Source organism: Ruegeria sp. HKCCD7181, assembly GCF_057221055.1.
This window is the reverse complement of record NZ_JBWVBC010000019.1, coordinates 1-12,914: the sequence shown is the minus strand read 5'-3', so window position 1 is coordinate 12,914 and position 12,914 is coordinate 1. Positions and strand designations below refer to the sequence as shown.

Here is a 12,914-nt window from a genome sequence, read left to right as displayed (position 1 = left end):
GACAGGTGAGCCGCATATCTTCCGCAACGACCACCAGCAGTATCGGTGTCCTCTTCATTCGCCCTGAAACTCCGGATCGCGTTTATCAAGAAATGCGGCGAGGCCTTCCTTGCGATCTTCTGAGAACATCAACAGGGCTGACAGGTCGCCGCCCGCGTTCAATGCTTCTTCGTAGGTCTGACCATGCGACCGGTTTATCGCCTGCTTCAGAACCATCACCGCCAGGGGTCCGTTTTTCCCGATCTGTGTGGCGATCTCGACCGCCTTTTCGACCGCGCCGCCCGCATCGGTCACATGGTTCAGAATACCAAGCGCATGCGCTTCGTCAGCGTCGATCCGCCGGGCGGTATAGGCCAGCTCTCGTGCTTTTCGCTCGCCAATGGTACGCGCCAAGAGCCAGGCACCGCCAAGGATGGGGAACAGACCCATCCGCGCTTCGGTCAAGCCCAGCTTGGCGGTGGACGATCCAACTGCGAAATCGCACCGTAACGCAATTTCAATCCCGCCGCCGAGCGCGTAGCCCTCGATGGCCGCGATTACCGGTTTGGTGTATTGGCCGAGATACCGCATAAAGTTGTGCCATTCGGAACCCGAATACCGGTAACGGTATTTCTCAAAGGGCAGCATATCGCTCAATGCGGTGCCCTTCAGGTCGCCCCCGGCGCAAAACGCCTTGTCGTTGCCTGTCAAAACAACAGCTGCAATCGTATTGTCCCGCTCCCACACTTCCATCTGAGCCCGCGTTTCTGCCAGCATCTGATCGGTGATCGCGTTGCGGGCCTTGGGCCGGTCAAAGCGGATTACTCCTGCCGGTCCATGGGTGGAAATGGCGGTTTGGCGGTCGGTTGTCATGGCGTCTCAGTCGATCATTTCTATCACGTCGTCAGTGGTGCGGACATCGCCGAAAGACTGGTAGAACGAAGTCAGCCCAGCAAGATGATCGTCATCGTAGCGCGCGGCGTTTGCGTCCTCGACCATGACTACCTTGTAGTCCAGCATCATCGCGTCACGCGCCGTGGATTCGCTACACATATTGGTGGCCGTGCCCGCAACGATGAGGTTTTCGACCCCCATCTCCTGAAGGGTTTCGTGCAGATCGCTGGCGCCGACGACAAAGGGCGAAAACCGACGCTTGGTCACGATCTTGTCTTCATCTTTGACCTCCAGATCCGGATACAGCTCATATCCCGGATTGCCGGGGCTGAGTTTGGTCAGATGGTTGTTCCCTTTGGCTTCGGTGAAGAAATACTGGTGATAAAGCGGCCATTGACTTGGTGCGCCTTCGGTATCGGCGCAGCGCATGATCACCCAGATCACCGGCACGCCTTTTTCCCGACACGCAGCGGCAATGCGATTTACATTCGGAACAATGGAAATCGCGGTGTCGACCTCCGCAACATAAAAATTCTGCATATCGATCACGAGAAACGCGGTCTTGGCAGCGTCAAACTTGTCGAACACCTCAAGCTTGCCGCGCTTGGCCATGATCCGTTCAATTACGTAGTCGGGGATTTTTACGTTGTGGGGCATGTATCCTCTCAGTCGTTACCGCGTTCCGGTTTTGCGTGCCCACTATGTGCCCACTAGAGAAAAAATTCAATGGGCTTTTTGGGGCAATCGCTCAATATTCGCACGCTGGGGGCAGTTTCTGGTGACGGACAGGAAGCGTTGAAGCAAGCAGGTCCAGAGGGCGCGATTTCTCGGCCCCCTGATACAGGTTTTGCAGTGTTTCGGCGCTCGGACGCCGGTCGAATCAAGTGAGTCGGCGACCCTCAGCCGTGCTGGTGCAGAAAGACCGGCTGTCCACCGACCGCGTAATCGCCGTCGCCGACCTCGTTGATGACAACGCGCACTTGTTGCGGCTTGGCGTCCAGTGTGTCGACAACCGCGTCAGTGAGTTTCGTGATCAGCCGGTTCTTTGTCTCGCGGTCGCGGCCTTCGATGATAGTGATGCTGACAACAGCCATGGTGGTGCTCCTTTAGCTCAATGAATTACGCCGCCGCCGTCCACGCCAAGCGATTGACCGGAGACAAAAGCCGAATAATCGCTTAGGAAAAAGGCGGTAGGCCCGGTCAGGTCTTCCGGTGTCTGGTCGCGGGCAATGGAACGTCCCGCCGCGATGCCGCTCTTGCGGTCTTCGATGCCTTCGCGGGCCAGAACGCCCTCGCTCATGGTCAAACCCGGAGCAATGGTGTTAACGCGAATATTTTTCGTTCCAACTTCGCGGATCAGCGACCGGACCATGGCCAGAACACCGCCTTTCGAAGTGTCGTAGTGCAACATGCCGGGGTAACCGTGGAAAATCCGGTTGGTCGAGATCATGACGATCGACCCGCCACCGGCGCGATCCATCGCAGGCACGGCGGCGCGAGCGCAAAACCACGGACCTTTGACATTGACTGCCATGACCTTGTCCCACAGGTCGGGGTCGATTTCGTCGAACGGTTGGATCGGCAGTGCCGAGAACAGTGCCGCGTTGCAGACCAGACCGTCAACGCTGCCAAAGGTCTGTTCCGCTTGCGCCACCATGTTCTTGCAACTCGGCAAATCGGTGACGTCGACTCGGACCGAAATAGCCTCGCCCCCGGTGGAGCGAATCCGCTTTGTTGCGTCTGAGGTGTCCGCCACATCAGCCAACGTCACACGTGCACCCATTTCGGCGAACCCCGCCGCCATGACTGCGCCGATACCCTGCGCTGCGCCCGTAACGATGATGCTTTTTCCTTGCAGCATTTTGTCTATCCGTAATTGATGATTGTTGTCTTGGCTTCGGTGAAGTTTAACCAGCTGTGATAGCCGCCTTCGCGTCCGACGCCCGAGGCTTTGTAGCCGCCGAACGGTGCGTTCAGCTCTCGGATGAAACTTCCATTGATGATGACCGTCCCGGTGCGCATGCGCCTTGCAACGCGCATGGCGCGTCCGATGTCGCGGGTCCAGAGATAGCCCGAAAGGCCAAATTCGCTGTCATTGGCAAGCTCGATCGCCTCTGCTTCGTCACGGAATGTGGTAATCGCCGCCAGTGGGCCAAACACCTCTTCGCGCCAGACCCGCGACCGCGACCCTGCCACTTGAATGGCGCCAGGCCGGACAAAAAAGCCGGACCCCGTATCCGGGGCAGGGCCGCCGAACAGAACAGTATCTCCGTCCGCGCGTGCGCTGTCATAAAACCCGAGCACCCGTGACTGATGCCCGGCTGAGATCATCGGCCCGAGATCGACATCTGCGGTCGCCGGATCGCCTACGGTCATTGCGTCTGCGCGGTTGCGGAAGGCCGTTATGAAGTCATCGGCGATACTCTCGTGCAGCAGGATGCGAGAACCTGCGAGACAGGCCTCGCCGTTGTTGCCGTAGATCAGCCGCAATGCGCCCTCCAGAGCGGCATCGAGGTCGGCATCTTCGAAGATGATGTTGGCCGATTTGCCTCCAAGTTCCATCAAGCACGGCACATGTCGGCGCGCCGCGGCAAGGGCGACAGCAGTGCCGCCGACATGCCCGCCGGTGAAGGACAACATGTCCACGCCCGGGTGATCGGCAAGCGCGGCTCCGGTAACTGCGCCGCGCCCGTTGACATAGTTGAGCACACCGTCGGGCAAGCCTGCCTGATTGACAAGGTCGGTCAGGCGGCGCGTGACAATCGGGGTTTCCTCAGACGGTTTCAGCACTACGGAATTGCCCGCCGCCAATGCCGGGGCCAGTTTGATCGCCGACAGATTTACCGGCACGTTCCAGGGAGAGAACAAGCCGCAGACGCCAATGGGTTCGCGCTCAACCAATGCTGCAGCGGTGCCAAGTTGACGGTAAGTCTCACCACGTTCCTGTCCAAGGAAATCAGCGAAATAGTCGAACCAGTTCGCCGCACTTTGGATATGCCCGACAACTTGTGCCGGAATCATACCGCCTTCCTGAACCTGGAGATCGCAAAGCTCGTCAGCGTTGTCGCGGATCGCGTCGGCAGCGCGTCGCATGAAGGCGCGACGCTCGGTCATCGGAGCGAAGGCCCAGACACCCTCGTCGAAGCTGCGGCGGGCGGCGGCAACGCTTTCGGCCACCTGATCCGCATTCGCTTCGGTCAGGGTTCCGATCGTCCCGCCGGTGGCCGGGTTTACGATGTCCATGGCTTCGCCAAGTCCGGCGATGTCGCGGCCATCGATCCACTGCGTGATAATTGTCATTGGCTCACCTTTTCCTGGATCGAAACAAAATCGGCTCCGGTTAGGTCGGTTTCAGTTACGAAAAGCGGGTTGATTTCAAAGCCCGGCGCCTGTGCGGCATGTTCGGACAGAGCGACCAACGCCGCCTCCAGCGCGGCCTGGTTTACGGCGGGCGCGCCCCGCCAGCCGTCAAGCTTGGGCGCAACGCGGATCGCGCGCACCATGGCTGCGGCGTCTTCGGCGCCGAAGGGCGCCTTGCGGTAGGTCAGGTCGTCAAACAGTTCACAATCAGTTCCGCCCGAGCCGAGTACGACAACCGGTCCGAAATGTGGGTCTTGCCGCACCCCGATGAGAACCTCAACACCGGAAACCTGTGGGGACGCAACAATACTGAGCCCCTGGTATTCGGCCGCCTGCGCGGTCACAATGGATGCCAGGGTGTTATAGGCCGACTCGACGGCGGCGGCTGTTGTCAGGCCGGTAATGACTCCGCCAAGTTCGGTTTTGTGCTGCAGGCCGGGAGCGCTCAGTTTCAAGACGAGCGGTCCGTCGAGCAGCGCTACGGCTTCGGCGGCGCTTGCTACCGGCGTCTCCGGGTTCATCTCGATCCCTGCGCGGTTCAGAATTGTGGAGATATCCTCCTGAGGCACTTCTCCCGCCGGCTCGGTCGATGGCTTGGCGAATGCCTGGCCGGTTTGTACCAGATTGGCGACGGCTTCGGTTGCGACGGTCGGATCGTCGAAGACGGCAACCCCCGACTGAACCAGATCCTTGCGATCCTGGGCTTCCAGGTTTGCGGCAAGGGCGATCAGTTGATCGGGATGGGCCTCGCGAAACGACAAGAGCTGCGGCATGATTTCACCTCGGGTACGGGGTACCAGCGGCACGTGGCTGATATAGCCAATCATCGTTGGCTGATCCCGTTCCAGCCCCCATTTCAGATGGCCGCCGGTGATGGCCATATTGCTCATCGAAGGGGCCGAAATATCGATCGGGTTGCGGTCGTTGACAAAGGCGTTTGTTTCCTTCAGCGCTGCCAGCGCCTCCTCGGGATAGTCGACCAGGTTCAATCCTTGTTTGGCCGCCACGTCTGAAATCATCACCGCTCCGCCGCCTGACACTGATACAGCGGCTACGTCCGGCGACGCGGGCACAACTCCCGCGTTGCACGCGGCGGCGAGATCGATCAGTTCGTTGACCGACCGGGCGCGCAGAACGCCATATTGTGCGAAAAGGTCGTCCACGATCCGGTCTTCGACATACATCGATGCGGTATGCCCAGCGGCAGCGACGCCGCCTTCGGGAGTAGTGCCGACTTTCAGGATGACCACCGGTTTTTTCGCCTGCCGCGCCAGTTCGAGCGCCTGGCATAGTTTCAGCCCGCGCGAGGCGTCTTCCATGTAAACCGCGATGGTCTTGGTCGCCGGGTCGCCCGCGTAATAGGCAATGGCATCGGCGACGTCGATATCCGCCTGGTTGCCGGTCGATATCCAGTTCGCCAGCCCCAGCCCGCGGTCGCGTAACTGCGCAAAGATTTGGATGCCGACAGCCCCTGACTGGCTGGCGACCGAGACGGTGCCGACATCTGGCCAGCCATTTCCGCCGTAATGCTCTGGTGCCGACGTGAAACTTGCAACAAATCCAGAAGCCAGTGAAATCACGCCCATGCAATTCGGGCCGATCATCCGCATACCGTAACTTCTGGCAATGTCGACAAGATCGTCCTGCCGCGCGCGGCCGTCTCCTCCGGCTTCGGCAAATTGGGCGCCGTAGACGATGGCGATCTTGGCGCCTTTCTCACCTGCCGCAATGAGGTTTTCGCGCACCTGCGCAGCGGGCACAGCGATGACGGCGATATCGGGCGCTTCGGGCAAATCGGCGATGCTTTTATACGCCGTCACGCCTTGCACGATCTCATTTCTGGCGTTGATCGGGTAAAGCCGCCCGCCATACCCGCGTTCAAGACAGAATTTCAGCGCACGCCCGCCGAACTTCAGGGGATTGGTCGAGGCACCGATAATTGCAGCCGATTTCGGTCGAAAACACATCTCGAGTTTGCTGTATTCGGCTTTGTTCAGTGCCAACATTCATTCAATCCTTATGTTGATTGGGCTTTCGGGTGACCGAAAAGGTCTCGTTTACAAACCACATGCCGCCATATTCGCGCAGCACCTCCTCGGTGGCATCGAGGTAGCGGGTTCCGTCATAGACCGCGGCCTGCGCCAGTTCTTCGCGTAGCTGCGAGAAGAAGACCGCGTTGTTCCAGGATTCCTGCAAGGGCAGGGTGTGCCTGCTGTTTTCTGAGATCAGCGGCAGCGTGTGCATATCGAACCGGAACAACGACCGCGCATCGGTAAGCCCGCTAAAGCTCAGGTCCTTTTGCTCGGCCCCCAGGTATTTTCGCAGCTCGGAAATGATGTCGTGTCGCGAAACGCATTTCAGGGTCTGATCCGGAATAACGCGTCGAATGACCTCATGAGCCGGGTCGTCACCGGTCGACTGAACCACTTTCATCTGACCGCCGGGGGCAAGATGATGAATAATTGGCGCAAGGATGTACTCGACCCGGAACCGCATCGTATGGCTGTGGAGATACGGGTGGTTGAGAAAACAATAGTCGAATTCGAGATCAGGCCCGCCCTGCTGCGGGATCAGATGTTGCAGGGCGTTTCGCTGGTCCTGACGATATATCGTCACTACACTTGGGCAGGAGTAGACCGGGAAACCGTCGTCGCCCCTGACAACTGTCCACTCTGATGCCAGTTCGGAAAACAATCCCGCAATTTGCTGCTGATAATCGTAGCTGTTTGCGCCGTTCAACGGGACGTCGTGCCACGACAACTCGGTTGGGCCTTCCGCAGCAGTCTTTCTCAAGTGAACCGCTTCACGAGTATAGAGGTTTGTTAGAACCAACACGGTCAACGGGTGCTCGTGCAGACGGTCTACCATCCGCCCCATCGTGTTGCGAAGGTCTTCCAGTCCCCAACCTTTGACCACCACTTGCACGGGGAGATCCGGGAATTTGGCGTGCAGAGCCCGTAATGCGCGCGTGAGTGTTATGCCGCTATCCATCGGAGAGAAAAACAGCCGCAACCCATCAGGCGAGGGTGTCAAATGACTAAAATCTTCTGAAATCAGGTCAGCCTGGACCCAACTGGCATTTGTCGTGGCACCGAAGACATGCGAGCGGTGTCGCTGCTCGTGAATAGCGTAATTGCCCGGCGTGCGGATCGAAGTCTCCTGGTTGACAAGTTCCGCCATCGAATACGCATTCGATTCCTCTTTTTTCCGGCGCGGTCGACCGCGCAACACGACCTCTCCGCGCTCGGCCTTTTGCATGAAGTCGCGGGCGCGTTTTGCCGTTTCCGCGGCAATCCAGCGTCCGCCGCTGATCCGCGAGACGAACTTTCCGTCATTGACGGCCAGACGTCCGAAGGTCGACACCGCGATCCCGTGTTTGTCACAAAATGCATTGATTTCGTTGACGAGAATCTGGGTATCCTCTTTGGTGAAATGAGTGACCAATGAACCTCTCCTTTTATTGGGCTATGCCCACGATAGACCCATTAAAGTCCATTTCGGACGCATTGTTGTCAACGGCTCAATCACGGATCAAAAAGGTTCCTTCGATCTCGACCGGCTGACGGTCGACCAATCCGTCCACGCCAACAGACGAGCGGGCGTGGCACCCGATATCCGGTCCGAAAACCTCGTAAAACAGATCGCTTGCGCCGTTCAGCACACGGTTTTGCCGCTCGAAGTCCGGATGGGCGTTGATCATCCCCAGAATTTTTACCACCTGTTCGACCCGGTCGAGATCGCCGACATGGTGCTTGACGGTTGCCAACATCTTTATCGCCAACGCGCGAGCCGTGTCATAGCCCTGCTTCTCGGTGATATCGACGTCCACTTTTCCGCGCCGCTCGACCGTTTCATTCTCCAGAAGCGCTGCGCCGTGACCCGACACATATAGCATCTTGTCGACGCGTACGGCGCTGGTGCGATTCGGGCTTGGCAGGACCAATGGTGCCGGTAATTCGATTTCAAGTTCCTTCAATCGCGCTTCGATCCTCGACATCGATTTCTCTCCTTTCGCCTATGAAAACCAGAGATTTCGCCGTTGATTTCGGGATTCTCAGAATTTCTTCTTGCCTTTCTGCCCATTTTTGGCCCACTAGTAAATAGGAATGTTGAACATGACGCGTTCGAAGAAAATTTTGCTGTAAAAAAGTGAGGCTCGCATGTCTGCCAAGACGCTCGAAGACAAGATCAATGAAATCGGCAACCCCGTCGAAATGCTGCGTAACGCCCAAACCGGGCCCTATCAGTTTCCAATCAAGGCGGAGTTCACCAACTGGCGTGACGAACAGGAGGCGTGGCGCAATGGTGCCGTGCTATTCGACCAGTCCTTTCACATGACCGACCACTATATCGAAGGACCTGACGTCAAGCGCCTGCTCGAAGACCTGGCGATCAACTCGATGGCCAATTTCCGCAAAGACGTCGCCAAGCAGGTCGTGTTCTGCAACCATGACGGTTTCGTAATCGGTGATGCAGTGATGTTCATACTTGAGGACAACAAGGTGAACATCGTCAACAAGCCGATCAACCGGGACTGGGTGCAATACCAAATCGAGACCGGGAACTACGATGTTGAGGCCACTACCGACGACCGCGCGCTTGATAATACGGGCCGCCGGGTAGGTTACCGTTTTGAAGTACAAGGTAAAAACGCTTGGAACATTCTTGAAAAACTGAACGGCGGACCTATCGAAGGGTTCAAGTTCTTCGGCATGGGTTACATCAATATCGCCGGTAAACAGGTCCGCGCGCTGCGTCACGGCATGGCCGGTGCACCGGGTCTGGAACTGTTCGGCCCGTTCGAAGATTACAACCTGATCCGCGATGAAATCCTGCGTGTGGGCGAGCCTATGGGCCTCAGAGCCGCAGGGTCCAAGACCTATTCGACCGTGGCCCATGAAAGCGGCTGGTTCCCGTCGCCGCTGCCCGCGGTCTATACCGGTGAGTCGATGAAAGGCTTCCGCGAATGGCTGGGCGCCGACGGGTTCATTTCGAACCTGTCGCTGGGCGGCTCGCTGGTTTCGGACAACGTCGAGGACTATTATCTGACCCCCTACGACATCGGTTATGGCCACATCGTCAAGTTCGACCACGATTTTATTGGTCGCGCCGCTCTGGAGGCGAAGAAGGATCAGCCGCACAAGAAGAAGGTGACATTGCGCTGGAACAAGGATGATGTCGTCCGCGTTTTCGCCTCGATGTTCAACCAAGGTGACCGGTTCAAGTTCATGGATATGCCGGCCAGCCACTACGCCACTTGCCCGTATGACCTCGTCAGCCTGAACGGCAAGGCCGTGGGGCTTTCGCATTACCCGGTCTACACGTCCAACGTGGCGGGCTGGATTTCGCTGGCGCTGCTGGACGAAGAGGCTGCGACGCCGGGCACCCAGGTTTCGCTTACTTGGGGCGAACCGGATGGCGGCAGCCGCAAACCCACGGTCGAGCGCCATGTCCAGACCGAGATTGCCTGTACGGTCGAGCCCTGCCCGATCTCAGTCACGGCGCGTGAAGACTACAAGAAGTAAGGGCCTAGAGCGGCGCGACCTACGCGCCGCTTTTCCATTCGGTGCGGGCGAATAGACCGGAAAAATGCTTGTACAGAGTCCGGCACTCGTCCGCCGCAAGACAGCTTATAAGGGAGGATCGTTATGACCAGTTGGACGAAACTTGCAGCCATCACCGCAGCCGGCACGATTTCAGTGACCGGCAGCGCCGCGCTTGCCGAAACCCTGCGCCTGGTTACCAATTGGGACACAGGGTTTTACGCCGTCGAAAGGACCTTGGAATTTGTCGAGGAATTCAACAATAGTGAGTCGGCCAAAGCCGCTGACATCAACATCGTTCATGTAGGCGGCCCGGAGGTGACTCCGGCCACGGAGCAACTGACCGGGCTTACGAACGGTGTCTTCGACATGCTGTTTGGCGCGGCCGGATATTATGTCGGAACGGTTCCTGAATCGCGGGCGCTCTATGGCACTTCGGTAGATCCTGTTGGCGCACGCGCCAGCGGTGCAACCGACCTGCTGGATCAGATCTACGCCGAAAAAGCCAATGCCCGCGTGCTTGGTTGGGTGGCTGCCGGTGTGGGTTACCACATCTGGATGAAGGATGAACCCAAGCTTGACGAAAACGGGTTGCCGGACCTGAAAAATGTCAAGATCCGCTCGTCCGGGTTCTACAATACCTGGCTGGAAAACTACGGTGCGACGACCGTGACCGTGCCCGCTCCCGATATCTACAATGCGCTTGAACGCGGCGTGGTTGACGGAGCTGCATGGCCGGGCCTCGGCATTACCGATCTCGGCTTTGAGAAGTTCACAGGTTACCGCATCGATCCGCCAATCTGGCAGTTCGACAACCTGCTGTGGATCAACAAGGATAAGTGGGACAGTCTGACAGACGCGCAACGCGCGGCCCTGAGCGAGGCAGTTGTTGCCTATGAACCCGTCGCACACGAGTTCTATCGGAAGCTGGCCGAGGAAGAGGCCGCCGAAGTCGCAGCAGCCGGCGTGAAATCCTTCACCTTCAGCCCTGAAGCTGAGGCGGCCTATGTTGAACATGCCCGTAATGTGCAGTGGGAAAAACTGAAAGCGGCCGGGTCCGAGCACTATGATGCCCTGCGCGCCTCGCTGCCGGCGGAGTAGACGATATGGCACCGATCATCCGGCTCTATGACGGTTTGATATTGATGCTCGCCCGTGTGGCGAGCATCATGATCGCTGCGGTGTTCGTGCTGATCGTGGCGGATGTTAGCATGCGGACGTTCGGGATGCGCCCGCCGGTGTTTTCAAGCGCCGTGTCGGAGTATTCTCTGATCTATGTCACCATGCTGGCTGCGCCCTGGCTTGTCCGCCAGCGCGGACATGTCCGCGTCGATAGTTTCCTGAAATACATGCCCGAAACAGCTCAGCGGCCGCTCGAACGGGTGCTGATCGTCGTATGTATCCTGCTTTGCGTTACGGCGACGTGGATGAGTGCCGGATTTGCCTGGGATTTCTGGCAGAAGGGCACTATCGACATCCGTTCGATCGAAATCCCGCGTTCGCTGCTCTTTGTGCCGCTGATAATCGGATTTGGGCTCTGCGGACTGGAATTTCTCCGACTGCTCCTAATCGGTGAAACGCTGCGTCCCCCTAAGGAAAGCAGCGGCATCGAATTCGAAGGCGAGATCTAACCTTGCGAGGGAAATCCCATGTTTGAATGGTACATAGCCGGCGGACTCGCCCTCGGTTCGATTCTATTTCTGATGTTCCTGTCAATGCCGGTGGCCTTTGCCTTCCTGTTCGTCAGTTTCGGCGGCATGTACGTGCTGTCCGGAACCGCCGGGATCAGTCAGGTCGTAGCCAACGCTTCGGTCGCGGTGACGCATTTCGTGTTCCTGCCGATCCCGTTGTTCTTGTTGATGGGAGAATTGTTCTTCAACGCCGGGGTAGCGCAGAGGGTCTTTGATGCCGTCGATATGCTGATCGGGCGGATGCGTGGACGGCTGTCTTATGTCACCGTGTTCGGCGGTACGACTTTTGCAGCGCTCACCGGCACGTCAATGGGAAATACAGCGATGCTGGGCTCACTGCTGGTCCCCGAGATGGATCGGCGCGGGTATAAGAAACATATGTCGATGGGGCCGATCCTCGGGGTAGGGGGCCTTGCCATCCTGATCCCGCCATCCAGTCTCGGAGTGCTTCTCGGCAGCCTCGCCAAGATCGATATCGGGCGGTTGCTGATCGCTGGTGTTTTACCCGGCCTGTTGCTGGCGCTGCTCTATCTGGCGACGATCTTCATCAAAATCCGCATCGACCCCGATTGCGTCCCCGAGGACACCCCTACGCCGCATAGCTTCGGCGAGAAAGTGAAGGTCTTTTTTACCCATATCCTGCCACTTGGCGTGATCATCTTCATGGTCATCGGGTTGATCCTTCTGGGTATTGCGACCCCCACCGAATCTGCCGCATTCGGAGTGCTGGGTGTGCTGATCGTCGCCTGGTTCTTCGGGGGATTGAGCTGGCAGGCGATTTTCAGATCGCTGGAAGGCACGGTCAAGGTCACCACCATGATCCTGCTGATCGTGGTGGCCTCGTCGACCTTCAGCCAGGTTCTGGCCTTTTCCGGCGCCACCTCTGGCATGATCCGGGCGGTGGCGACTTTCGACTGGTCGCCCGTGATGGTCATCGTGGTGATGTTCGCGATCCTGTTGTTCATGGGCATGTTCATGGATCAGGCCTCAATCATGATGCTGACCATCCCGATCTTCTTCCCAATCGCACAGGCGCAGGGGTTCGATCTCATCTGGTTCGGGATCGTAATGCTGCTGGCTCTGGAGATGAGCGGGGTGACGCCGCCCTTCGGGCTCAACCTCTTTGTGATGCTTGGCGTGGCACCCACGGGCACGACTATGACCGAGGTGGCGAAAGCGGGAATGCCCTATCTGGCTTGCGGCTTGCTACTCTTCATCATGCTGATTTTGCTACCCGGCATTGCGCTGTATCTACCATCTCTCATGTCAGGATAGACCCGTGTCGCTGATCCTTTATCACAACAACTCGTCGGTCTGCGCCGCCAAGGTGCGGGTGGCGCTGGCCGAAAAGGAACTGGATTGGGAAAGCCGGATGCTGGCGCTGAATGGCGACCAGTTCGACCCCGACTATCTGGCAATGAACCCGGCCGCGGTGGTGCCAACACTG

General features: G+C 58.2%; 13 protein-coding genes. 5 read left to right on the top strand and 8 right to left on the bottom strand.

Features of this window, described 5'->3' with window-relative positions; genetic code table 11:
• Positions 1 to 54 precede the first annotated feature (54 nt).
• From AC2TCY_RS22205 to AC2TCY_RS22170, 8 genes are all read right to left on the bottom strand, one after another.
• A complete protein-coding gene (locus tag AC2TCY_RS22205; RefSeq protein ID WP_480850838.1) occupies positions 55 to 852 on the bottom strand; it encodes an enoyl-CoA hydratase/isomerase family protein in 798 nt (265 codons plus the stop codon).
• Positions 853 to 858: 6 nt separating this feature from the next.
• A complete protein-coding gene (locus tag AC2TCY_RS22200) occupies positions 859 to 1,530 on the bottom strand; it encodes an isochorismatase family protein (RefSeq protein ID WP_480850836.1) in 672 nt (223 codons plus the stop codon).
• Positions 1,531 to 1,772: 242 nt separating this feature from the next.
• A complete protein-coding gene (locus AC2TCY_RS22195) occupies positions 1,773 to 1,967 on the bottom strand; it encodes a tautomerase family protein (protein WP_480850834.1) in 195 nt (64 codons plus the stop codon).
• A 17-nt stretch (positions 1,968 to 1,984) separates the two neighbouring features.
• On the bottom strand, positions 1,985 to 2,734 hold the full coding sequence (locus AC2TCY_RS22190) for an SDR family NAD(P)-dependent oxidoreductase (protein WP_480850833.1): 750 nt from the start codon (positions 2,732 to 2,734) through the stop codon (positions 1,985 to 1,987).
• Positions 2,735 to 2,739: 5 nt separating this feature from the next.
• Positions 2,740 to 4,173, bottom strand: a complete 1,434-nt coding sequence (locus AC2TCY_RS22185) for an aldehyde dehydrogenase family protein (protein ID WP_480850831.1) — start codon at positions 4,171 to 4,173, stop codon at positions 2,740 to 2,742.
• Entirely contained in the window at positions 4,170 to 6,239 is a 2,070-nt protein-coding gene (locus AC2TCY_RS22180) for an acetate--CoA ligase family protein (protein WP_480850830.1), read from the bottom strand. Before AC2TCY_RS22180 ends, AC2TCY_RS22185 begins: the two co-directional genes overlap by 4 nt.
• A gap of 4 nt (positions 6,240 to 6,243) precedes the next feature.
• Positions 6,244 to 7,677 carry a hypothetical protein gene (locus tag AC2TCY_RS22175; RefSeq protein WP_480850828.1) on the bottom strand — a complete coding sequence of 478 codons (1,434 nt, stop codon included), beginning with the start codon at positions 7,675 to 7,677 and terminating at the stop codon, positions 6,244 to 6,246.
• A gap of 76 nt (positions 7,678 to 7,753) precedes the next feature.
• Positions 7,754 to 8,230 (bottom strand): RidA family protein, encoded by a 477-nt coding sequence (locus AC2TCY_RS22170; protein WP_480850826.1) that lies wholly within the window; start codon positions 8,228 to 8,230, stop codon positions 7,754 to 7,756.
• Between the two features lie 163 nt (positions 8,231 to 8,393).
• Here AC2TCY_RS22170 and AC2TCY_RS22165 point away from each other — a divergent pair, with 163 nt between their 5' ends.
• From AC2TCY_RS22165 to AC2TCY_RS22145, 5 genes are all read left to right on the top strand, one after another.
• On the top strand, positions 8,394 to 9,758 hold the full coding sequence (locus tag AC2TCY_RS22165) for an aminomethyl transferase family protein (protein ID WP_480850824.1): 1,365 nt from the start codon (positions 8,394 to 8,396) through the stop codon (positions 9,756 to 9,758).
• Between the two features lie 123 nt (positions 9,759 to 9,881).
• Positions 9,882 to 10,877 carry a TRAP transporter substrate-binding protein DctP gene (dctP, locus tag AC2TCY_RS22160; protein ID WP_480850822.1) on the top strand — a complete coding sequence of 332 codons (996 nt, stop codon included), beginning with the start codon at positions 9,882 to 9,884 and terminating at the stop codon, positions 10,875 to 10,877.
• A gap of 5 nt (positions 10,878 to 10,882) precedes the next feature.
• Entirely contained in the window at positions 10,883 to 11,407 is a 525-nt protein-coding gene (locus AC2TCY_RS22155; protein WP_480850820.1) for a TRAP transporter small permease, read from the top strand.
• A gap of 18 nt (positions 11,408 to 11,425) precedes the next feature.
• Complete coding sequence (locus AC2TCY_RS22150; RefSeq protein ID WP_480850818.1) at positions 11,426 to 12,742, top strand: TRAP transporter large permease; 1,317 nt, start codon at positions 11,426 to 11,428, stop codon at positions 12,740 to 12,742.
• A gap of 4 nt (positions 12,743 to 12,746) precedes the next feature.
• The coding region (locus AC2TCY_RS22145; RefSeq protein WP_480850862.1) for a glutathione S-transferase family protein at positions 12,747 to 12,914 on the top strand (168 nt) is incomplete at its 3' end.

Excerpts from the sequence above, each read along its gene's own strand:
- AC2TCY_RS22200 (WP_480850836.1), bottom strand. The coding sequence starts at position 1,530 with ATGCCCCACAACGTAAAAATCCCCGACTACGTAATTGAACGGATCATG.
- AC2TCY_RS22190 (WP_480850833.1), bottom strand. The coding sequence starts at position 2,734 with ATGCTGCAAGGAAAAAGCATCATCGTTACGGGCGCAGCGCAGGGTATC.
- AC2TCY_RS22165 (WP_480850824.1), top strand. The coding sequence starts at position 8,394 with ATGTCTGCCAAGACGCTCGAAGACAAGATCAATGAAATCGGCAACCCC.
- dctP (WP_480850822.1), top strand. The coding sequence starts at position 9,882 with ATGACCAGTTGGACGAAACTTGCAGCCATCACCGCAGCCGGCACGATT.
- AC2TCY_RS22170 (WP_480850826.1), bottom strand. The coding sequence starts at position 8,230 with ATGTCGAGGATCGAAGCGCGATTGAAGGAACTTGAAATCGAATTACCG.
- AC2TCY_RS22205 (WP_480850838.1), bottom strand. The coding sequence starts at position 852 with ATGACAACCGACCGCCAAACCGCCATTTCCACCCATGGACCGGCAGGA.
- AC2TCY_RS22180 (WP_480850830.1), bottom strand. The coding sequence starts at position 6,239 with ATGTTGGCACTGAACAAAGCCGAATACAGCAAACTCGAGATGTGTTTT.
- AC2TCY_RS22195 (WP_480850834.1), bottom strand. The coding sequence starts at position 1,967 with ATGGCTGTTGTCAGCATCACTATCATCGAAGGCCGCGACCGCGAGACA.
- AC2TCY_RS22155 (WP_480850820.1), top strand. The coding sequence starts at position 10,883 with ATGGCACCGATCATCCGGCTCTATGACGGTTTGATATTGATGCTCGCC.
- AC2TCY_RS22185 (WP_480850831.1), bottom strand. The coding sequence starts at position 4,173 with ATGACAATTATCACGCAGTGGATCGATGGCCGCGACATCGCCGGACTT.
- AC2TCY_RS22150 (WP_480850818.1), top strand. The coding sequence starts at position 11,426 with ATGTTTGAATGGTACATAGCCGGCGGACTCGCCCTCGGTTCGATTCTA.